Origin of the sequence: Streptomyces eurythermus, from assembly GCF_014649115.1 — a bacterium.
In the GTDB taxonomy this organism is placed as follows: domain Bacteria; phylum Actinomycetota; class Actinomycetes; order Streptomycetales; family Streptomycetaceae; genus Streptomyces; species Streptomyces eurythermus.
Window position 1 is genome coordinate 1 of the sequence record NZ_BMSK01000003.1, and the last position, 20,820, is coordinate 20,820.

Here is a 20,820-nt window from a genome sequence, read left to right on the forward strand (position 1 = left end):
GAAACGCCCGGTTACATTCCGAACCCGGAAGCTAAGCCTCACAGCGCCGATGGTACTGCAGGGGGGACCCTGTGGGAGAGTAGGACGCCGCCGAACAATTTTTGAGAAAACCCCCGCACCTCACGGTGCGGGGGTTTTCTGTTTTTCCGGGCCGGGAGATGTGGATTACGGTGGCCGCATGACCGCTGTCACCAGGAACGACTATGTCGTTCGTGCCATACGCCCCGACGACTGGGAGCGGGTGAGGCAGCTGCGGCTGGACGCGCTGCGGGACCCGGTCGCGCACCTCGCCTTCCTGGAGACCTACGAGGAGGCCGCGAGCAAGCCCGACTCCTTCTGGCAGGACCGGGCCGTCGGCTCCGGCGAGGGCTCCACGACCGCCCAACAGTTCATCGCCGAGGCCCCCGACGGGGCCTGGGCCGGCTCCGTCACCGTGCTCATGGAGGAGCCCGGCACCCAGGACTGGGCCGGGAACCCGGTCGAGCGACGGCAGGGGCACGCGGCCGGCGTCTTCGTACGGCCCGAACACCGGGGCAACGGACTGATCGAGGCACTGTTCGCGGCCGGCCTGGCCTGGGCGTGGCAGCAGGATGCCGAGCGGGTGCGGCTGTTCGTCCACGAGGACAACCTCCGTGCCCAGACGGCCTACCGGAGGATCGGGTTCGCGCCCAGCGGTCTCGTCGTGGTCTTCTCCAAGGACGAGAGCGCCAACGAGCTGGAGTTCGTCCTGGAACGGCCGGCCTAGACGGGCAGTTCCTGGTGCGGCCAGCGGGCGCGGGCCTGTTCGCGGGAGCGGAGCAGGGCGAGCGTCGGCAGGCCCTGGTCGGCGCCGGTGGCCAGCAGGTCCGGCAGCTCGGGGAGCGGGGCCACGGCCGCGATGTCGTCCAGGACCAGGATGAGTGGTGGGTCGAGCCGACCGGAGGATGACCGTTCGGCCATGCGCCGGCCGCGCTCGACCACGCTGGAGACGAGGGCCGTCAGGAGCGGCATCGCGCCCGGGTTGCTCCGTGGGTCCTCGATGGATGCACCGACCATATAAAGCGTGCCCCCTTCATGGACGAAGGAATCCAGGGCGAGGGCATCGCTTCGGTTGGGGGTGCACGCCTCCCGGATGTTCACCGTGAACAGCGCCGACAGGGCCCTGCTGGTCAACTCCTGGGCGACGTCCCGGCGTTCCGGGTGCGCGGTGAGTGCCGCCTCCAGCTCGCCGGCGGCGCCGGACGCGGCCTTGGGGTGGGTACGCAGGGTGCGGACGGCGTCCTGGACCTGGGTGCCCTGCGCCCAGCGGTGCACATGCCGGATGGTGCGGTTCTCCAGGGCGGCGGCGTGCAGATAGCTGCGCAGCAGGGTCGTCGCGGTGTCGGCCACCGCCTGGTCGATCCGCGCGGTGGGCCGTACGGGGGCGAGCAGGGCCGTCGCCCGGTGCAGGGCCGTCTGTCTGTCCTCGCAGCCCGCGGTGGGGGACCAGTGCAGTCGGGCCGGGGTGTCGCACAGGTGCGTGGGGTCGTAGAGCAGGGTGGGGCCCAGTTTGGCCCGGGTGTCCTTGGTCTCCGCCCACAGGGCCGGGTTGGAGGTGACGAGGACGACGGGGCCCTCCGCGTCCCGTACGGCCTGGGCCGCGGCCGTCTGGCGGGCCTCCCGGGGCGCGAGGAGGACCTTCTCCCGGCCGCCCGCCCGGTCGCCGTCGGCAGCCAGGGCGGCCGACGGCGCCGGTGCCGCCGGCGCGCTCACGGGCTCCGCCGGCAGGGGCTCCGCGCGCGGCACAGGGACCTCGTGGCGTGGCTCGGGGACGTTGTGGCGGGGCTCCTGAACGGCGTGGCGCGGCCCCCGGGCCTCGTACCGCGGCTCCTGGGCTTCGTACCGCGGGCCCTGGGCCTCGTACCGCGGTTCGGCCTGCGCGGGGTGTCGCGGGGTGTCCCGGGCCGCCGTGGCCCGGCGTAGCCTGGCCGCCCGCCAGCGGGCCACCGTGCTCAGCGCGAACACGGTGAGCACGAAGAGGATCATCAGCTGGCCGAGGAACAGGCCCCAGAACAGGCCCCAGCCGGACAGCTGGCCCGGCGGGGTGTCCGGCCAGGCGCCGGGCAGGTCGTGGGGCCGGCTGATGAGGTGACGCATGGCCAGGGGGGTGCGGGTGAAGGTGACGCCCTCCGGCCAGGCGCCCTGGGCGAACCGGGCCGCGAGGCCGGTGGCCGACCACACCAGGACGGTGATGCCGATGAGGAACGCGAGGATGCCGATCAGCAGTCCGTCGGGGATGCCGCCCTGGCGCTCCCGGCGGATGTCACGGTGATCGTCCGGTCTCACGCTGTACTCCCTCTAGGCCACCGTCGACTCGGAGTCGCCCAGGTGCTGTTCCACGAAGGCCGCCGCCCGCCGCTCGGCCTCCAGCTCGGCCGCGCGCAGGGCGTCGTCGATCGCGAGGTCGCTGGAGGACTCGGTCATGGCGCGGTCGGTGAAGACCAGCGGCCGTTCCGTCTCCGTGACCAGGTGTTTGACCACCTGGACATTGCCGTTGACGTCCCAGACCGCGATGCCGGGCGTCAGCGTGGGGATGATCTCGACCGCCCAGCGGGGCAGGCCCAGGACCCGGCCGGTGGCCCTCGCCTCGTCCGCCTTCTGGGCGTAGATCGTCCTGGTCGAGGCCATCTTCAGGATGGCCGCCGCCTCCTTCGCCGCCGCCCCGTCGACCACGTCGGACAGATGGTGGACGACCGCCACGAAGGACAGGCCGAGCCGGCGTCCGAACTTCAGCAGCCGCTGGAACAGCTGGGCCACGAACGGGCTGTTGATGATGTGCCAGGCCTCCTCGACCAGGAAGATGCGCTTCTTCCGGTCGGGGCGGATCCAGGTGTGCTCCAGCCACACGCCGACGATCGCCATGAGGATCGGCATGGCGATGGAGTTGCGGTCGATGTGGGACAGGTCGAAGACGATCAGAGGCGCGTCGAGGTCGATGCCGACCGTGGTCGGGCCGTCGAACATGCCGCGCAGGTCGCCGTCGACGAGGCGGTCCAGGACCAGGGCGACGTCCAGGCCCCACGCCCGTACGTCGTCTATGGCGACGTTCATCGCCTCCGCCGACTCCGGCTCGGGGTGCCGTAGCTGCTCCACGATGTCGGAGAGGACCGGCTGGCGGTCGGTGATCGTCTCGTTGACGTAGGAGTGCGCGACCTTCAGGGCGAAGCCGGCGCGCTCGTCCAGGCCGTGGCCCATGGCGACCTCGATGATGGTCCGCAGCAGCGCGAGCTGCCCGGTCGTGGTGATCGCCGGGTCCAGGGGGTTGAGCCGGATGCCGTGGTCGAGGGCGGCCGTCGGGTCGAGCCGGATGGGGGTTATCCCCAGCTCCTCGGCGATCAGGTTCCACTCGCCGACGCCGTCCTCGCCCTGCGCGTCCAGGACGACGACCTGGCGGTCCCTGAACCGGAGCTGGCGCAGGACGTACGTCTTCTCCAGCGCCGACTTGCCGTTGCCGGACTCGCCGAGGACCAGCCAGTGCGGGGCCGGCAGCTGCTGGCCGTACAGCTGGAAGGGGTCGTAGATGTAGCCCTTCCCGGAGTACACCTCGCGGCCGATGATGACGCCGGAGTCGCCGAGGCCGGGCGCGGCCGTGGGCAGGTAGACCGCCTGGGCCTGGCCCGTGGAGGTGCGCACCGGCGGCCGGGTCGTCTCCACCTTCCCGAAGAGGAAGGAGGTGAAGGCCTCGGTGAGGACGGACAGCGGATCCCGCATCGGAGAATCAGCCCCTACCTTCGGATGCCGGTGGCGAACGGAAGTGTGTTCACGAAGGCGCGGTGGTGCTCTCGGTCGCACCACTCCAGCTTGAGGTACGACTTGCCGGCGGAGGCCCTTATCGTCCGCTTGTCGCGGTTCAGGGCCTCCGGGGAGCGGGCGGAGACGGTGATGTAGCCGACCAGGTTGACGCCGGCGGCGCCGCTGGCGAGGTCCTCGCCGCGCTGGTCGAGGCGGTTGTGCGCGGCGATGTCCCGGGGGTCGACGGTCCGGTTCATCTTGGCGGCGCGGGAGGCCTCGGCCTCGTCGTTGGTCTTCTCGGTCAGCATCCGCTCGATGGCGACCTCGGTGGGTTCCAGGTCCATGGTCACGGCGACCGTGCGGATGACGTCCGGGGTGTGGACGAGGAGCGGGGCGAGGAAGTTGACGCCGACGGGGGTCATCGGCCACTCCTTCACCCAGGCGGTGGCGTGGCACCAGGGGGCGCGGGTGGACGACTCGCGGGTCTTGGCCTGGAGGTAGGTGGGCTCCACGGCGTCCAGCTCGGCCGGCCAGGCGTTGCGCTGGGTCATCGCCTGGATGTGGTCGATGGGGTGGTCCGGGTCGTACATGGAGTGGATCAGGGAGGCCAGCCGGCCCTGGCCGAGCGGCTGGCGGACCCGGATGTCGGCCTCCTGGAGCCGGGAGCAGATGTCGGTCAGCTCGCGGGCCATGACGACGGCGAGGCCGGCGTCCCGGTCCACCCTGCCGCCGCGGGTGCGGGCGGCGCGGGCCATGGCGTGGGCCTCGGCGGCCAGTTCCCGGCTGTAGTGCATACAGGCGACGAGGTAGGCGCGGTGCTGCTCGCTGCTGGTGGAGACCATGGACTGGAGCTGGTCGTAGGAGTGCTGGAGCCAGTCCGGGGCGCGTTCGTCGCCGCGCACGGCGACGTCCTTGGCGTGTGCGTCGGGGTCGGCGGGCAGGGTGCGGGCGAGCATCTGCAGCCGGGTGACGAAGCCGTCGCCGTTGGCGACGTGCTTGAGCAGCGTGCCGAAGCGGTCGACCAGGGCCTCCTGGTCCTCGGAGTCGCGCAGGCCGACGCCGGGACCCTCGATCTCGATGGCGGCGGTGACCGTCTTGCGGTCGGCGTGCAGCAGGACGGCGATCTCGTCCGGGCCGAAGGGCGCGGCGAGCCAGGTGATGCGGCCGATGCCGGGCGGCGGGCCGACCTCGATCTCCCGGCCGTCGAGGCGGGTGCCGGCCTCCATGGCACTGGACCGGTAGACGGCTCCGCGCTTGACGGTGCGCTTGTACGAGCGGTTGATCTCGAACCACTTGTAGAACGTGCGGTGCTTGTACGGCACGTAGACCGCGGCGAGCGCGAGCAGGGGGAAGCCCATGAGCAGCGCGATCCGCAGGGGCAGGACCGGTACGAGGAGGCCGCACATCATGCCGAGGAACGCGCCGGCGATGATCAGGGCGATCTCGCCGGATTCACGGTTGCGGCCGATGATCGCGTTCGGCCGGGCGCGGCCGATGAGATACGTACGGCGGGGCGTGACCGGATGGGACAGATGGGACTCGGTCGTCAACGCCCTTCACCTCCCGAGCGGTTGTTGCGGGTGTTGCTGGCGTGCGGGGTGTTCACCGGGCTGGACGCGCGGGGCGCGGGCGTGGCGGAGGGGACGGTTCCGCCGCCGTTCCCGGCCGGGGTACGGCTGCTGTGGGCGGCGACGCCGCCGGAGGCGGGGTTGGCCTGGCGCGGGGTGCTGCTCGACTGGCCGGCCGCGGCGTTGCTGTCGGCGCGGGAGCTGTGGGTCTTGATGCCCTGGGCGACGAGGGTGGCCGGGGAGCTGATGACGGCGGCGGCCTTGCTCTCCGCGCCCTGCATGATGCGGTTGTTGCGGCCGCTGGCGATCTCGTCGCCGAAGCCGGGGACGAAGCGGTAGATCATCGCGCTGGCGAAGATGGCGAGCAGGATGATGGCGAGGCCGGAGACGACGGCGGAGAAGGCGTCGGGGCCGTTGTCGCCGGACAGGGCGCCGGCCAGGCCGAGGACGATCACGATGACGGGTTTCACGAGGATGACGGCGATCATGATGCCGGCCCAGCGGCGGACGTGGCCCCACAGGTTCTTGTCGACGAGGCCCGCGTAGACGACGGTGCCGAGGAGGGCGCCGACGTAGAGGAGGGCGGCGCGGATGACCAGCTCCAGCCAGAGGACGCCGGCGGCGAGGATGCTGACCAGGGAGACGACGATCAGCATGATGGGGCCGCCGCCGATGTCGTTGCCCTTCTTCAGGGCGCCGGAGAAGGTGCCGAAGAACGTGTCGGCCTGGTCGCCGGTGGCTTTCGCGAGGACGTCGGTGACGCTGTCCGTGGCCGAGACGACGGTGTACAGGATCAGCGGGGTGAAGGCGGAGGCCAGCACAGTCAGCCAGAGGAAGCCGACGGCTTCGGTGATCGCGGTGGTCAGCGGCACGCCGCGCACCGCGCGCTTGGCCACGGCGAGGAGCCACAGCAGAAGCGTCAGGATGGTGGAGGCGGCGAAGACGATCGCGTACTGCTTCAGGAACGCCTGATTCGTGAAGTCGACGGTGGCCGTCTCCTTGACGGCCTTACTGAGCTTGTCGACGGTCCAGGAGGCGGCGTCCGCGCATCCCTTGGCCAGCGAGGAGAGGGGGTCGAGGGTGTCGGTGAGGGGGTTGCCGGGGCCGGAGGGGGAGGTGCCGGAGGAGCCGTTCTCCCTTTCGCACTGGTCCCGGGCGGCGCCGGGGACCAGGTCACAGACGCCGGCGCTCTTCGTGGGCGTCGGGGACGGCGAGGACGGATCCGTGGGCGTAGGCGTGGGGGCGGCGAAGGCGCGGGCGGTCGTGAGGATCACAGCCGTCTGAATGGTCGCGACCGCGCCGGCCAGCGTGAGTACGCGGCGGTTAGCGGGCATAGGTGAACCCTCCGTACTCATCGACGGCCTTCGACATCTCTTCGGAGCTGGAGGCCCTGTCGTCGCCGGGGACGGGCGCCGGGCCCTCTTTCTGGGAGTGCGCGGCGATCTTCCAGTCGCCGGCGACCCAATCGAGCTTCATCGTGATGGTGAACCAGCTGTTGGTGACCGGGTTCGTGGAATTCTCGCCCGCGAGACCGAGCAAGCCGCTGCACCAGACCTCGACCGTTGCCGTGTTGTCCGTGGTCTCGGTGACCTTCGTGCCGATGGGGCTCGTGCGGGACACGAACGTGTAGCCCTTCGGAGCGGTGCCGTCGTCGTTCAGACCGAGGGACCTGGCGAAGGCAGGGGTGTACGCCTTGTCGAACGCCGCCCCGGACTCGGCGGCCCGGGAGGGGGTCATGACGGCCTGCAGGATGGCGTCTCGGCGGGTTTTGACGAACATGTCGGCCGACCCCAGTGCCACCGCGTAGTTAGCCGCCGCGCTCTGGGCGCCCTGGGTGGTGTGGGGGAAGCCGGAGGGGATGGTGCCGGGGGTTGTGGTGAGCGGCTTGGTTCCGGTGGGGGCGGTGGCGGCGGCCTTCGGCTGGTTGGTCTTCGTCGACGCGGTGGTGTTCTCGTCACCGCCCCCCCGGTTCGCGAAGGCGATGGCGGCGATGAGGAGGACCACCACGCCGACCACCGTGATCAGGCTTCTGGAGGAGGAGCGCTGGGGGCGGCGGGGGGCGCCGCCGTAGGGGTCGGGGTCGGGGAGGCGGGTCCGGGTCTGGCCGGGCTCCGGGTGGTCGCCGTAGCCCTGGTAGTCGCGGTAACCCTGCTCGTCTCCGGGACTCATGCCGCGTACGCCCCCTCCACCTCGTAGACATACGACGGTAGCCGTGCTGGTTCCCGCGCGGGCGCGGTGTGGTGACTCGACATCAGGGAAACGCAACCTCAGCCGGTGGGCACGACGGGTGGGTGGGGTGGAGGGGACAGCCGTGGCCGGGCGTGCCCGGGACGCGTGGGGTTACACCGCCATGCCGTACACGATGGTGAACAGTGTGCCGAGGGAGCCGATGATGAAGACCCCGGTGAGGCCGGCGATGATCAGGCCCTTGCCCTGCTCCGCGCTGAACGTGTCCCGCAGGGCCGTGGCGCCGATACGCTGCTTGGCCGCCCCCCATACCGCGATGCCGAGGCACAGCAGGATGGCCACGGCCATGACCACCTCGATCATCACCTTGGCTTCGTTGCCCAGGCTGCCGAAGGGGCCCCAGTCCGGAGCGATCCCGCCGATGATGGTGTTGATGTCTCCCTTGTCGGCCGCAAAGAGCATGTAAGTCACCGCCCCTGGTGGGTAGTTCCGCGAGCCCCTGCGGGCGCAGAGGTCAGGCCTCATTGTCGCCGACAACGTCGCCAACGTATGTCGACTTGGCGTCATTCACTGGCGGGTTTCGTCTAGGTGGCGCCTATCGTCACTCTGTGTATCACGGCAGGTCACCCCGGGCAATGAGGTCGGAGCGGAACCTGGTGTGCGGCTCCGTCGTTGACCCCCTTTACGACCTGCGCGGCTTTGACGGCCGGTCGGGTGAGCCGTCGCGTCGATGTTCTCACGGGCGGGGCGGCGGACGGGGTCGCCCGGGTGCGCCGATTCACAGGGAGATCTCAGGCAACTCGGGGTTTCGTTCCCACCTTTGACGGTCAGACTCGGTCCCGATGAAGCGCATCTCACGCCGTTCTGCCACCTCGCGGCCCGCGCTGCTCGGCGCGGTGGTGCTGCTCGCGCTGACCTCGGCCTCCGTGGCCGCCGCCGACGACGGGCCGGGGCCGTTCGGGGTCACCGTGGACGCCGCGGCGAACCGGTGGAGCGCGCGGGTGGGCGCGCTGTTCGCCGCGGACGGGGCGGGCCGTCCGGCCGGCGGTCACTTCTGCACCGCGTCGGTGGCGCACAGCCCGCACGGCGACCTGATCGTCACCGCCGCCCACTGCCTGGACGACCCCGGGCGCGACCTGGTGTTCGTGCCGGGCTACCGCGCCGGGCGGGCGCCGTACGGGGTGTGGAGGGTGACGCGGCGGTTCCTGCCCGACGGGTGGGTCCGGGACCGGGACGAGGACAGCGACCTCGCCTTCGCCACCGTCGCCGGGCGGGACGGGGGACGGGTGGAGGACGTGGTGGGCGCCTACCGGTTCACGCCCGGCGTGGCCACCGGCGCGACCGGGGTGACCGTCACCGGGTACCCGGGCTCCCGCGAGGTCCCCATCACCTGCACCGACAAGCCGGCCCGGCACAGCCGTACCCAACAGCGCGTCGACTGCCCCGACTTCACCGGGGGCACCAGCGGCAGCCCCTGGGTCAACGGGGATCACGAGATCGTCGGGGTCCTCGGCGGTCACGAGGAGGGCGGCAGCACGGCCGGGACGTCGTACAGCGTGGTGCTGGGGCGGGTGGCGGCGGAGCTGTACGAGGAGGCGGCCGGGCCTTCCTGACCGGGGCCCGGGAAGGCCGCCGCGGAGCCCCATGTGCGCGGGCCGCACCGTGAAATGACGCCACATCATGAGAAAGGGGTCTTCGAACGGCCTGTCATGGGGGAAAGTTGAACCGTGCGGAAGTCATGGGTGATCGGTGGGGCGGCCGGCGCGCTCGGCGTGAGCTTCGTGATGCTGCTGGTCGTCGGTGTGTACATCGTGGCCGGGAACCTGGTCAACGGGGTGACCTCGGGGAGCCGGGGGCTGGCGAAGGGGGCGGTGCCGGCCGCCTACAAGTCGTTGGTGCAGCGGTGGGGCAATCTGTGCCCGGCGCTCTCGCCCGCGCTGCTCGCCGCGCAGCTGTACCAGGAGAGCGGGTGGAACCCGACCGTCGTCAGCCCGGCCGACGCGCGCGGTATCGCGCAGTTCATCCCCAGCACCTGGGCGACGCACGGCATCGACGGCGACGGTGACGGCAAGCGGGACATCTGGGACCCGGACGACGCGATTCCGTCGGCGGCCTCGTACGACTGCGAACTGGCCAAGTACGTCAAGGACGTGCCCGGTGACGTCTCCGACAACATGCTCGCCGCCTACAACGCGGGCGCCTACCGGGTGATCCGGGCGGGCGGGGTGCCGGCCATCAGCGAGACGCGGAACTACGTCAAGCGGATCCGCAGCCTGGAGAAGAGCTTCGCCGCGCCGGTCAGCCGGCTCGACCCCACCCGGCAGGCCGCCGGTGCCATCGCCTTCGCGCAGAGCCGGCTCGGCACGCCGTACCTGTGGGGCGGCAACGGCACCCCCGAGCAGGGCGGGCGCTTCGACTGCTCGGGGCTGACCAAGGCGTCGTACGAGAAGGTCGGGGTCAAGCTGCCCCGTGTGGCCAACGACCAGTACAACGCCGGGCCGCACCCCTCGCGGGACGAACTGCTCCCCGGTGACCTGGTCTTCTTCTCCGACGACCTCACCGACTCGCGGGCCATCCGGCACGTGGGGATCTACGTCGGCGGCGGGTACATGATCGACGCCCCGCGCACCGGCGCCGTGATCCGCTTCGACCCGATCGACACCCCGGACTACTTCGGCGCGACACGGGTGACGGAGGAGGGCGCGCAGGCACTTCCCACCACCGTGTGAACGATGCGTGAAGCTACCCCCTGAGCTGCGCTGACGAGTCTCTCTTCGATAACGTCTGCGTGATCATTCAGTGGAGAGTGGAACGTATTCATGGTGCCCGTGCGTTCCTGTTGACGTAGCCGAGCGGACGTCAGTGCGGGAATGCAGCGGAAGCGGATCTACGAACCACGGGGGGCTGGAGCGACGCACACCCGGTGCGTCCGGACGAACGACGAAGGGGCCGCAGCACCATGGCTGTACTCGCCGAATCCGGATCGAACCCCGACGTCGACCTGCTCTACGACATCAACGGCCTGGCCAAGGACGCGCCGCACTGGTTCGACCGGGTCATGGAGTTCGTCGGCGAGTACGGGCTGCTGCTCGCCATGGTGCTGCTGGTCCTGTGGTGCTGGTGGGGCGTGCGGCGCCGGGGCGGCGAGGAGGCGGCGCCGTCGGTGGCCGCGCTGGTGTGGGCGCCGCTCGCGGCGGGCCTCGCGGTCCTCGTGAACGTCCCGATACGGGGCTTCGTGGAGCGCCCCCGCCCGTTCCGGGACCATCAGGGCCTGGACGTCCTGGTCTCCGGCAAGGACGACTTCTCCTTCGTCAGCGATCACGCGACGCTCACGATGGCGCTCGGTGTGGGCCTCTTCGTCGCCAACCGCCGCTTCGGCCTCGTCGGCATCGGTCTGGCCCTGCTGGAGGGCTTCTGCCGGGTCTACATGGGCGTGCACTACCCGACGGACGTCGTGGGCGGTTTCGCGCTCGGTACGGCCGTCGTGCTGCTGCTGTCCCCGCTCGCCATGGCGCTGCTCACCCCGCTGATGCGGGCGGTGGAGCGCTCGCCGCGGGTGGGTTGGCTCGTACGGCGGCGGACGGCGCCGGACGTCCCGGTGCTGCCCGGCGCGCGCCGCTCGGCGGAGGCCGGGGAGCGGGACCTGGCCGCGTAGGCGGGAAGGCGGGAAAGCGGGAACGGGCCGGCTCCTCCTCGGCGGGGGCCGGCCCGTTCCCGTTCCTGAACCCTGACGGGTTCTACAGCCCCTGTGCGTACGAGAAGAACCGCTTGGGGTCGTACTGCTTCTTCACCTTGTCCAGGCGCGCCGCCGCGTCCCCGTAGTACGCCTTCTTCCAGTTCTTCAGCGTGGGGTCGGTGTAGTTCTGGTAGGCCGCGCCGGAGGCGTACGGGGCCATCGCCTTGTGCGCCGACGTCAGCCAGGTCTGGGCCGTCGTGCCGGAGGCCCCCGCACCCCAGGAGGCGATGTACTGGGCCAGCATCCGCGAGCGGCGGTGGACGAACGCGGTGGCGGTCGGGGAGACCCGGTTGACCGCGCCGCCGAGCGCCGTGAAGGCGATGCTGCCGGCGCCGCCGCGGACCGCGGCGATCTGCTTCAGCACGGTCTGGACGCCGGCGGTGGACAGCGAGCGGTCGAAGAAGTCGGAGCGGGCCGCGTACGTCTCCCGGCCGAGCCGGCCCTGCGGGGAGCGGCCCGGGGTGGAGCCCGGCAGATGGCACTGGGCGTCGGTGGCGAAGGAGGAGCAGCCGGCGTAGATCTCCATGGCCTCCTCGTAGCCGCGGCGGCGCAGCGAGACCGAGCGGGCGCTGGCGCCGGCCAGGTGGGCCAGGCGGTCCACGGCGTTCTGCAGTTCGCCGTAGGTGCCGAGGGAGAAGCAGGAGACGGAGACGGTCGGGGTGCGGCCCGGTGAGCAGGCCAGGTGCAGGGAGGACCAGATCTCGTCGGGCTGGGAGGGGCCCCACTCCTGCCAGGCCTTCAGCACCTTGGCGGCCTTGGACCAGGGCCAGGTCAGATGGGCGGTGACGGCCTGCGGCGCGGTGTGGGTCCTGAAGTGCAGCTCGGTGACGACGCCGAAGTTGCCGTTGCCCGCGCCGCGCAGCGCCCAGAACAGGTCGGCGTGGTGGCCGGTGTCGGCGGTGAGCTGGGTGCCGTCGGCGGTGATCAGGGTGGCCTGGGTGAGGCTGTCGCAGGTCAGGCCGTAGGCGCGGGAGGCGACGCCGTGGCCGCCGCCGAGCACCAGGCCGGAGACGCCGACGGTGGGGCAGGAGCCGGCGGGTATGGTCACGCCCTTCGCGGCGAGCGCGCGGTAGACGTCGATGAGTTTGGCGCCGGCGCCGACGACGGCCTGGCCGCCGCTGACCCGGATCCGGTTCAGCCGGGAGACGTCGATGATCAGCCGCTGGTCGCCGGAGGAGTAACCGGCGTAGGAGTGGCCGCCGTTGCGGATGGCGACCTTGACGCCGTGCGCGCGGGCGTACGCCAGGGTGGTGCGGATGTCGGCGGTGTGCGCCACGTAGGCGACCGCGGCCGGTTTCAGGCCGTCGAAGCGGGTGTTGTAGAGCTGGTGGGCGGTCTTCCAGGTGGCGTCGCCGGGCCGGACGAGGGTGCCGTCCAGGTCCCGGGCGAGGGCCGTCCAGTTGGCGGCGGCCCCGGCCGGTCCGGTGGTGCGCAGGGCGGCGAGGGAGGTCGCGCCGGTGAGGGAGGCGGGGGGCGCGGAGGAGTCCTTGCCCGCTCCGCACGCGGTGAGCGCGGTCGTCGCCAGGGCGGCCGCGCCGCCCGAGATGAACGTACGCCGTTCCATGTCCGTCGCCCTTTCCTCGGCTCCTGTGGAACGAGACGGCGCCGCGCGTCACGGGGTTCCGCCGAACGGGTGAGGAACGGCGCACGGGTGTTCGTGCGACAAATCGTCGGAACCTCTATGTGCTCTCCCCGTGAGCATTCCGTGACCTAACCGGGCCGACGGCAGGGGTTCACTCTGCGTTCATTTCTGGCCATCGGCGGCTTCACCTGTTCTGCCTAATTTCGGCCGTACCCGGTGCGGAGTGCGGCATGGATTGCGCTCGCGCGCACCGCACCCACTTACCTCGCGCGCCGCCGATCGCGGCGGCTCCTGGAAGGACTCCCGAAAGTGAAGCTTCAGCGCAAGAACCGGCTGCGCGCCCTCTCTCTCGGTGCTGTCGCCGTCTCCAGCGCCCTGGCCCTGACGGCGTGCGGCTCCGACGACACCGGCGAAGGCAACGCCAACGGGGGCTCCTCCGCCGCCGCGAACGCGAGCTCCGTCAAGTGCGACGACGCCAAGGGCCAGCTGCTCGCGGACGGCTCTTCGGCGCAGAAGAACGCGATCGACGCCTGGACCAAGGTCTTCTCCCCGGCCTGCAAGGTGCAGATCAACTACAAGGGCGCCGGCTCCGGTGCCGGTGTCACCTCCTTCACTCAGGGCCAGATCGCGTTCGCCGGTTCCGACTCCGCGCTGAAGCCCGACGAGGTCGCCGCCTCCAAGAAGGTCTGCGACGGCGGCCAGGGCATCGACCTGCCCATGGTCGGCGGCCCGATCGCCCTCGGCTACAACGTCCCCGGCGTGGACAACCTCGTCCTGGACGCCCCGACCATCGCCAAGATCTTCGACAGCAAGATCAAGAACTGGAACGACGAGGCGATCAAGAAGCTCAACCCCGGCGCGAAGCTGCCCGACCTGAAGATCCAGGCCTTCCACCGCTCCGAGGACTCCGGCACCACGGACAACTTCACCAAGTACCTGCTCGCGACCACGCCCGAGAACTGGAAGTACTCCGGTGGCAAGGCCTGGCAGGCGCAGGGCGGCCAGGCGGCCTCCGGCTCGGCCGGCGTGGCCCAGGGCGTCAAGCAGAACTCCGGCGCGATCGGCTACTTCGAGCTGTCCTTCGCCAAGGGCATCGACACCGTCGCCATCGACACCGGCGCCAAGACCCCGGTGAAGCCGTCCACCGAGTCGGCCACCGCGGACATCGCCGCCGCCAAGGTCATCGGCACCGGCAAGGACCTGGCGCTCCAGCTCGACTACAAGACCAAGGCCGAGGGCGCCTACCCGATCACCCTGGTCACCTACGAGATCGTCTGCGACAAGGGCAACAAGGCCGACTCCCTGCCCGCCACCAAGGCGTTCCTGCGCTACATCGCCAGCGAGGACGGCCAGAAGGTGCTGGCGCAGAACGACTACGCCCCCATCCCCGCCGAGATCATCGCCAAGGTCCGCACCACCATCGAGGGCCTGAGCTGACCTGATCCGTGAGTGTGCGGCCCGGCGCGCCCGCCCGGGCCGGGCCGCACCGTCCGGTGCACCGCCGCCATGAGCCGCGCCCCCGGCGGGGGCCGCGGCTTAGCAGACCGGAGAACCCGATGGACATATCGACGACGACAGACGTTCCTCCCTCCGCCTCCCCGCCCTCGCTCACCGAACGCAAGCGCGCGGCCCGTGGCGCCACCCGGCCCGGCGACCGCATCTTCCTCGGCCTGTCGCGCGGCTCCGGCATCCTGCTGCTGGTGATCATGGCCGCGATCGCGGTCTTCCTCACCTACCGCGCCTCCCTCGCGATCAGCAGGGACCACGGGAACTTCCTGACCACCTTCGAGTGGAACACCAACCTCACCCCGCCGAGCTTCGGCATCGCGGTGCTGGCCTTCGGCACGATCGTCTCCTCGGTGATCGCCATGGTCATCGCGGTCCCGGTCGCCGTCGCGATCGCGCTGTTCCTCACCCACTACGCCCCGCGCCGGCTGAGCGGCCCGATCGCCTATGTGATCGACCTGCTCGCCGCCGTGCCGTCCATCGTCTACGGCCTGTGGGGCGCCCTGATCCTCGTGCCGCACCTGCGCGGCCTGTACGGCTGGCTGGACACCTACTTCGGCTGGACCGGGATCCTCTCCTGGGAGGAGGGCGCTCCGCGCACCATGCTGGCCGTCGGCATCCTGCTGGCGATCATGATCCTGCCGATCATCACCAACGTCAGCCGTGAGGTGTTCCGGCAGGTCCCGCGGATGCACGAGGAGGCCGCCCTGGCCCTCGGCGCCACCCGCTGGGAGGTCGTCCGGATGTCCGTCCTGCCCTTCGGCCGCTCCGGTGTGATCTCCGCGTCCATGCTCGGCCTCGGCCGCGCCCTCGGCGAGACGATGGCCGTGGCCACCGTGCTCTCCCCGGACTACGACATCCACGCCAGCCTGCTGAACCCCGGCGGCGGCACCTTCGCCCAGAACATCGCCAGCAAGTTCGGCGAGGCCAGCGAGCAGGGCCGGGACGCGCTGATCGCCTCCGGCCTGGTCCTCTTCGTCATCACCCTGCTGGTCAACGGCGCGGCCCGTGCGATCATCGCCCGCCGCAAGGAGTACTCGGGGGCCAACGCATGAGCACCGCAGCCGTCACCGACAAGCGCGGCGGGTCGCTGAGCGGCGCCCGCCTGCCCAAGTGGTCCCCCTGGGCGATCGCCGCCGGTTCCGTCGCCGTCGCCGTGGGCATCGGCCTCGGCGCCGGCCTGGGCAGCGAGGTGCAGTGGGGGCTGATCGCCGCGATCCTGTTCGTCCTCGGCACCTACGGCGTCGCCGCCCGGGTGGAGGGCCGCCGGCAGGCCAAGGACCGGGTCGCCACCTCGCTGGTCTGGGTCGCCTTCCTGCTCGCCGTCGTCCCGCTGGTCTCCCTGGTGTGGACGACCGTCTCGCGCGGCGTGAAGGTGCTCGACGTCCACTTCCTCACCCACTCCATGGGCATCGTCGCCGACACCGAGACCGGCGGCGGCATCTATCACGCCATCATCGGCAGCCTGGAGCAGGTCGGCCTCGCCACCCTCATCGGCGCCCCGATCGGCGTGCTCACCGCCGTCTACCTGGTCGAGTACGGGCGCGGCCGGCTCGCCCAGGCGGTGACCTTCTTCGTCGACGTCATGACGGGCATCCCGTCGATCGTCGCGGGCCTGTTCATCCTCAGCCTGATGCTCATCCTGGAGCTGGACCCGTTCGGCTTCGCCGGTTCGCTGGCCCTGGCCATCCTGATGATGCCGGTCGTCGTCCGCTCCACCGAGGAGATGCTCAAGCTCGTCCCGAACGAGCTGCGCGAGGCATCCCTGGCACTCGGCGTGCCCAAGTGGCGGACCATCCTGAAGGTGGTCCTGCCGACCGCCATCGGCGGCATCACCACCGGCGTCATGCTCGCCATCGCCCGGATCGCGGGCGAGACCGCGCCGGTGCTGCTGCTGGTGTTCGGCAACCCCTTCATCAACACCGACCCGTTCGAGGGCGCCCAGGCCTCGCTGCCGCTGTACATCTACCAGCAGTACGCCGCCGGCGGCGACGCGGCGTACGACCGCGCCTGGGCGGCGTCCCTCACGCTGATCGCCTTCGTGATGATCCTCAACCTGGTGGCCCGCGGCATCGCCCGCTGGAAGACCCCGCGCTGACCCGCCGCGGCCACCGCCGCCTGGCCGGCCGCCGACGCGGCCCCACAGCGACCGAGCTTGAATTTCCTGGAAGTGAAGCAGACATGGCCAAGCGAATCGACGTAAGCGGGCTCACCGCCTACTACGGCTCCCACAAGGCGATCGAGGACATCTCGATGACGGTCGAGCCGCGCTCGGTGACGGCGTTCATCGGCCCCTCCGGCTGCGGCAAGTCGACGTTCCTGCGCACCCTGAACCGGATGCACGAGGTGACCCCCGGCGGGCGCGTCGAGGGCAAGGTGCTCCTGGACGCCGAGGACCTGTACGGCGCCGGCGTCGACCCGGTGTCCGTGCGCCGCGAGGTGGGCATGGTCTTCCAGCGCCCGAACCCGTTCCCCACGATGTCGATCTTCGACAACGTGGCGGCGGGCCTCAGGCTGAACGGCAACTACAAGAAGAGCGAGCTGAACGACATCGTCGAGAAGTCGCTCAAGGGCGCGAACCTCTGGAACGAGGTCAAGGACCGGCTGAACAAGCCGGGCTCCGGGCTCTCCGGCGGCCAGCAGCAGCGCCTGTGCATCGCCCGGGCCATCGCGGTCGAGCCGAAGGTGCTGCTCATGGACGAGCCGTGCTCGGCCCTGGACCCGATCTCCACGCTCGCCATCGAGGACCTGATCGGCGAGCTGAAGGACCGGTTCACGATCGTCATCGTGACCCACAACATGCAGCAGGCGGCGCGGGTCTCGGACCGTACGGCGTTCTTCAACCTGGCCGCGGTGGGCCAGCCGGGCCGGCTGGTGGAGATCGACGACACCGAGCGGATCTTCTCCAACCCGTCGGTCCAGGCCACGGAGGACTACATCTCCGGCCGCTTCGGCTGACCGGCACCCCGCCCCGGCCCGCCGGGACGGAACGGACCCCTCGCGGTGCTGCATGGCGGTGCCACCGCGAGGACGCGGAAGGGCCCGCCCCCAGCTCCCGGGGGCGGGCCCGTCGCCGTTGGTCCGGCGGGGTCTACAGGGGCGGCGGGGGCCCTACAGGGCCACCAGCTTCACGATGCCGAAGGCCAGGGCCGCGACCAGGGCGGCGGCCGGCATGGTGATGAACCAGCCCAGGACGATGTTCTTGGCCACGCCCCAGCGGACCGCGTTGACCCGCTTGGTCGCGCCCACGCCCATGATCGCCGAGGTGATGACATGGGTGGTGGAGATCGGCGCCTTGAAGATGAACGCGGTGGTGAACATGATCGACGCGCCGGTGGCCTCGGCCGCGAACCCCTGCGGCGGGTCCAGCTCGATGATCTTGCGGCCCAGGGTGCGCATGATCCGCCAGCCGCCGGCGTACGTGCCCAGGGACAGCATCACCGCGCAGACGATCTTCACCCAGACCGGGATCGGGTCGCCGAACGTCTCGTGGCCGGAGATCACCAGGGCCAGCACCACGACACCCATCGTCTTCTGGGCGTCCTGGAGACCGTGGCCGAGCGCCATGCCGGCGGCCGAGACGGTCTGGGCGATGCGGAAGCCCCGCTTGGCCTTGTGCGGGTTGGACCGCCGGAACAGCCACATGATCAGCGTCATGACCAGGTAGCCGACGATCAGGCCGACGAAGGGGGAGACGAACATCGGGATGACGACCTTCTCCACCACCCCGCCCCAGAGCACATCCGTGCCGCCCGCCAGCGCCGCTCCCACCATGCCGCCGAACAGGGCGTGCGAGGAGGACGAGGGCAGGCCGAAGTACCAGGTGACCAGGTTCCAGACGATCGCGCCGACCAGGGCCGCGAAGAGGATGCCCATCCCCGTCGAGCCCTGGGGGGTCTCGATCAGGCCCTCGCTGACCGTCTTGGCGACGCCGGAGCCCAGGAAGGCGCCGGCCAGGTTCATCACGGCCGCCATGGCGAGCGCCGCCCGCGGGGTCAGCGCCCGCGTCGACACCGAGGTGGCGATGGCGTTCGCGGAGTCGTGGAAGCCGTTCGTGTACGTGAAGAAGAGCGCGACGCCTACGGTCGCGATCAGGGCGAAGGTGTCCATCGACGCCTCAGGACTCCTTGACGGCGATGGTCTCCACCGTGTTCGCCACGTGCTCGAACGCGTCCGCCGCCTCTTCCAGGACGTCCACGATCTGCTTGAGCTTCAGCACCTCGATGGCGTCGTACTTGCCGTTGAAGAGGTGGGCGAGCAGCTTGCGGTGGATCTGGTCGGCCTGGTTCTCCAGCCGGTTGACCTCGATCCAGTACTCGGTGAGGTTGTCCATGGTGCGCAGGTTCGGCATGGCCTCGGCCGTCAGCTCCGCCGCGCGGGCCAGGACCTCGATCTGCTGCTCGACGCCCTTGGGTAGTTCCTCGACGTTGTAGAGGACGACCAGGTCGACGGCTTCCTCCATGAAGTCCATGATGTCGTCCAGGGAACCGGCGAGGGCGTAGATGTCCTCCCGGTCGAACGGCGTGATGAACGAGGAGTTCAGCTGGTGGAAGATCGCGTGCGTGGCGTCGTCACCTGCGTGTTCCGCGGCCCGCATACGCTCTGCGATCTCGGCCCGGGCGGAGGGGTCCGCCCCGAGCAGTTCCATCAGGAGTTTCGAGCCCGTGACGATGTTGTCCGCGGACGCGGCGAACATGTCGTAGAAGCTCGTCTCCCTGGGGGTCAGACGAAAGCGCACGTGGGGTCCTCGGGGTGCTTCGGTTTCGGTCAGGCTGATGCTAGGCGCATCATCCGGCCACGGCTAACGGGCCGCATCCCAGTGTCGCCCATCGGGCGCGGTGATGAGCACAGGGGCGTACGAAGGCCCCCTTACCCCGCAAAGTTCGTTACCATATACCCAGTAGGGGTATCTATCCCTTTTGTCCGCAGCTCGTCCCGAGACGGAGGCCCGCGATGACGACGACGACCGAGGCCGGCGCCACGCACGGCTACCACAAGCAGAAGGACGAGCACCTCAAGCGGCTGCGCCGCATCGAGGGGCAGATCCGCGGTCTGCAGCGGATGGTGGACGAGGACACCTACTGCATCGACATACTCACGCAGGTCTCCGCCTCCACCAAGGCCCTGCAGTCCTTCGCGCTCCAGCTGCTGGAGGAGCACCTGCGGCACTGCGTGGCGGACGCGGCCCTCAAGGGCGGCGACGAGATCGACGCGAAGGTGGACGAGGCGACGAAGGCGATCGCCCGCCTGCTGCGCACCTGAGCGACGGGGGCGGTACGGGCCGGGCTCAGGCCGGATCGCGTTCCTCGGCGACGCGCAGCACCTCGTCGATGCTCTCCAGGCTGAGCCGGTCCTCGGCGGCCGAGGCCGCGATGATCAGCTCTCCGCAGAGTTCGATCTCGGCGAGGGCCACGTGGTCCTGAACCGCCGTGCCGCCGACCGGAGCCACCCGCCTCACCTCTTCCCTGCCGTCACCGCCTCCTAGGGTAGGCAGTGGCCCGCACCCCGCGCATGGCACGGACGGGCTACTTACAAAGGGACGTCTGGTACTAGTGACTGGCCGGAATCAGCCGCTCTCGCCGGGCTCGTCCCCGGCGACCCGGCCCGTGTAGATGTCCGCCGGGGCCGGCAGCCGGATGTCCGCCGCCGTGCCGAAGCCGTACAGCAGCAGGGTGGAGGCGACCGCGACGGTGGCCCTGGCGTGGCCGTTGGAGAAGCTGAAGCGCTGCCGGAGCTTGCGGATGCGGCCCTGGTCGTCCAGGTAGACGTCGAACGGCACCCGGGCCGTGGCGAACCCTTTCGCCGCCGCGGCCAGCGCCGCCCGGTTCCCGGCCGAGGCGTACCGGGCCGCGTGGCCGAGATCGGCGGTGCCCCGGTAGTGGCGTACGGCCGTCCCGGCCACCTCGGTACGGCCCACGAAGGTCGCCTCGCGGGTCCCGCGCAGCAGCTCCGCCGCCACGTACGGGTCGGTGGCGCCGCCGGTGACCAGATTGCCGTCGGACAGCGTCGCGGTCTCCACCCGCACCCACTTGTCGGCGGGCACGCCCGCGCCCCGGTTCTTCATGTACAGCGCGCCGGGGGTGAGGAGTTCGGTGATGGGCCGGTGTCCGGCGGCGCCGGTGGGGTCCGCGGGGAGCATCACGGTGAGCCGGCCGAGGCGGCGGCGGTAGTCGTAGACGCCCCGGCCCCGGATGGTGACGCGGGTGCCGCCGGTGGCCATCTCCATGGAGGTGCCGGCCTTGGAGCTGCCCGCGTCCCGCAGCGCCCGGGCGGCCCGGTGCAGCGCGCCCAGGGGGTCGTCCGCGCCCTTGACGTCCTCGGCGGCGGCCCCGCTGCCGGAACAGCCGCAGGCGCCCGCCGCGAGGCCGAGGAGGATGACCGTCGCGGCGACCGTCCTGCCCGCGCGCCTGTGCTGCCGCCGATCCATCGCCTGCCTACCCCCAAGCCGGAGTGTCCGTCACGGGCCCCCTGTCGTCCGGATAACGACGGCT

The 20,820-nt window shown here is 70.8% G+C and carries 20 protein-coding genes and 1 rRNA gene; 10 read left to right on the forward strand and 11 right to left on the reverse strand.

Features of this window, described 5'->3' with window-relative positions; translation table 11 throughout:
* Nucleotides 1–96, forward strand: a 5S ribosomal RNA gene (gene rrf / locus IE251_RS05410); the annotation flags it as partial.
* Between the two features lie 82 nt (nucleotides 97–178).
* Complete coding sequence (locus IE251_RS05415) at nucleotides 179–745, forward strand: GNAT family N-acetyltransferase (RefSeq protein ID WP_189751757.1); 567 nt, start codon at nucleotides 179–181, stop codon at nucleotides 743–745.
* Here the strand turns inward: IE251_RS05415 and IE251_RS05420 are convergent.
* From IE251_RS05420 to IE251_RS05445, 6 genes are all read right to left on the reverse strand, one after another.
* Complete coding sequence (locus IE251_RS05420; protein WP_189751758.1) at nucleotides 742–2,304, reverse strand: type IV secretory system conjugative DNA transfer family protein; 1,563 nt, start codon at nucleotides 2,302–2,304, stop codon at nucleotides 742–744. The genes IE251_RS05415 and IE251_RS05420 overlap by 4 nt on opposite strands.
* A 12-nt stretch (nucleotides 2,305–2,316) precedes the next feature.
* A complete protein-coding gene (locus IE251_RS05425; protein WP_189751759.1) occupies nucleotides 2,317–3,729 on the reverse strand; it encodes an ATP-binding protein in 1,413 nt (470 codons plus the stop codon).
* A 14-nt stretch (nucleotides 3,730–3,743) separates the two neighbouring features.
* A complete protein-coding gene (locus IE251_RS05430; protein WP_189751760.1) occupies nucleotides 3,744–5,300 on the reverse strand; it encodes an SCO6880 family protein in 1,557 nt (518 codons plus the stop codon).
* Nucleotides 5,297–6,652 carry a hypothetical protein gene (locus IE251_RS05435; protein ID WP_189751761.1) on the reverse strand — a complete coding sequence of 452 codons (1,356 nt, stop codon included), beginning with the start codon at nucleotides 6,650–6,652 and terminating at the stop codon, nucleotides 5,297–5,299. Before IE251_RS05435 ends, IE251_RS05430 begins: the two co-directional genes overlap by 4 nt.
* Complete coding sequence (locus IE251_RS05440) at nucleotides 6,642–7,487, reverse strand: DUF8175 domain-containg protein (protein WP_189751762.1); 846 nt, start codon at nucleotides 7,485–7,487, stop codon at nucleotides 6,642–6,644. The genes IE251_RS05435 and IE251_RS05440 overlap by 11 nt, the downstream gene beginning before the upstream one ends.
* A 171-nt stretch (nucleotides 7,488–7,658) precedes the next feature.
* On the reverse strand, nucleotides 7,659–7,967 hold the full coding sequence (locus IE251_RS05445) for a DUF8827 family protein (RefSeq protein WP_014673544.1): 309 nt from the start codon (nucleotides 7,965–7,967) through the stop codon (nucleotides 7,659–7,661).
* Nucleotides 7,968–8,347: 380 nt separating this feature from the next.
* Here IE251_RS05445 and IE251_RS05450 point away from each other — a divergent pair, with 380 nt between their 5' ends.
* The 3 genes from IE251_RS05450 (at nucleotide 8,348) to IE251_RS05460 (ending at nucleotide 11,160) form a co-directional block, all read left to right on the forward strand.
* Nucleotides 8,348–9,118: a trypsin-like peptidase domain-containing protein gene (locus IE251_RS05450; protein WP_189751763.1), complete on the forward strand. Its 771-nt coding sequence runs from the start codon at nucleotides 8,348–8,350 to the stop codon at nucleotides 9,116–9,118.
* A 114-nt stretch (nucleotides 9,119–9,232) separates the two neighbouring features.
* Nucleotides 9,233–10,234: a C40 family peptidase gene (locus IE251_RS05455; protein WP_189751764.1), complete on the forward strand. Its 1,002-nt coding sequence runs from the start codon at nucleotides 9,233–9,235 to the stop codon at nucleotides 10,232–10,234.
* 230 nt (nucleotides 10,235–10,464) lie between these two features.
* Nucleotides 10,465–11,160, forward strand: a complete 696-nt coding sequence (locus tag IE251_RS05460; protein ID WP_189751765.1) for a phosphatase PAP2 family protein — start codon at nucleotides 10,465–10,467, stop codon at nucleotides 11,158–11,160.
* Nucleotides 11,161–11,242: 82 nt separating this feature from the next.
* On the opposite strand, the gene IE251_RS05465 is transcribed toward IE251_RS05460, so the two are convergent.
* Nucleotides 11,243–12,805 (reverse strand): FAD-binding oxidoreductase, encoded by a 1,563-nt coding sequence (locus IE251_RS05465; RefSeq protein WP_189751766.1) that lies wholly within the window; start codon nucleotides 12,803–12,805, stop codon nucleotides 11,243–11,245.
* Nucleotides 12,806–13,132: 327 nt separating this feature from the next.
* Here IE251_RS05465 and pstS point away from each other — a divergent pair, with 327 nt between their 5' ends.
* The 4 genes from pstS to pstB all read left to right on the forward strand — a co-directional run bounded on the left by pstS (nucleotide 13,133) and on the right by pstB (nucleotide 17,287).
* On the forward strand, nucleotides 13,133–14,260 hold the full coding sequence (gene pstS / locus IE251_RS05470; protein ID WP_189751767.1) for a phosphate ABC transporter substrate-binding protein PstS: 1,128 nt from the start codon (nucleotides 13,133–13,135) through the stop codon (nucleotides 14,258–14,260).
* 119 nt (nucleotides 14,261–14,379) lie between these two features.
* Complete coding sequence (pstC, locus tag IE251_RS05475) at nucleotides 14,380–15,384, forward strand: phosphate ABC transporter permease subunit PstC (RefSeq protein ID WP_189751768.1); 1,005 nt, start codon at nucleotides 14,380–14,382, stop codon at nucleotides 15,382–15,384.
* Complete coding sequence (gene pstA / locus IE251_RS05480) at nucleotides 15,381–16,427, forward strand: phosphate ABC transporter permease PstA (protein ID WP_189751769.1); 1,047 nt, start codon at nucleotides 15,381–15,383, stop codon at nucleotides 16,425–16,427. Before pstC ends, pstA begins: the two co-directional genes overlap by 4 nt.
* A gap of 83 nt (nucleotides 16,428–16,510) precedes the next feature.
* The gene (pstB, locus tag IE251_RS05485) at nucleotides 16,511–17,287 is read left to right on the forward strand and encodes a phosphate ABC transporter ATP-binding protein PstB (RefSeq protein WP_030612576.1); all 777 of its coding nucleotides are present in this window, start codon (nucleotides 16,511–16,513) and stop codon (nucleotides 17,285–17,287) included.
* A 153-nt stretch (nucleotides 17,288–17,440) separates the two neighbouring features.
* Here pstB and IE251_RS05490 read toward each other — a convergent pair whose 3' ends face one another.
* Together IE251_RS05490 and IE251_RS05495 are read right to left on the reverse strand one after the other, a co-directional pair.
* Nucleotides 17,441–18,439: an inorganic phosphate transporter gene (locus IE251_RS05490; protein WP_189751770.1), complete on the reverse strand. Its 999-nt coding sequence runs from the start codon at nucleotides 18,437–18,439 to the stop codon at nucleotides 17,441–17,443.
* Between the two features lie 7 nt (nucleotides 18,440–18,446).
* Nucleotides 18,447–19,067, reverse strand: coding sequence for a DUF47 domain-containing protein (locus IE251_RS05495; RefSeq protein ID WP_030791894.1), 621 nt, complete (start codon nucleotides 19,065–19,067; stop codon nucleotides 18,447–18,449).
* Nucleotides 19,068–19,282: 215 nt separating this feature from the next.
* On the opposite strand from IE251_RS05495, the gene IE251_RS05500 reads away from it, so the two are divergent.
* Entirely contained in the window at nucleotides 19,283–19,591 is a 309-nt protein-coding gene (locus tag IE251_RS05500; RefSeq protein WP_030791897.1) for a metal-sensitive transcriptional regulator, read from the forward strand.
* A gap of 25 nt (nucleotides 19,592–19,616) precedes the next feature.
* On the opposite strand, the gene IE251_RS05505 is transcribed toward IE251_RS05500, so the two are convergent.
* Nucleotides 19,617–19,778 (reverse strand): hypothetical protein, encoded by a 162-nt coding sequence (locus IE251_RS05505; RefSeq protein ID WP_189752189.1) that lies wholly within the window; start codon nucleotides 19,776–19,778, stop codon nucleotides 19,617–19,619.
* 117 nt (nucleotides 19,779–19,895) lie between these two features.
* Complete coding sequence (locus tag IE251_RS05510) at nucleotides 19,896–20,756, reverse strand: SCO4651 family lipoprotein (RefSeq protein WP_189751771.1); 861 nt, start codon at nucleotides 20,754–20,756, stop codon at nucleotides 19,896–19,898.
* Nucleotides 20,757–20,820 lie beyond the last annotated feature (64 nt).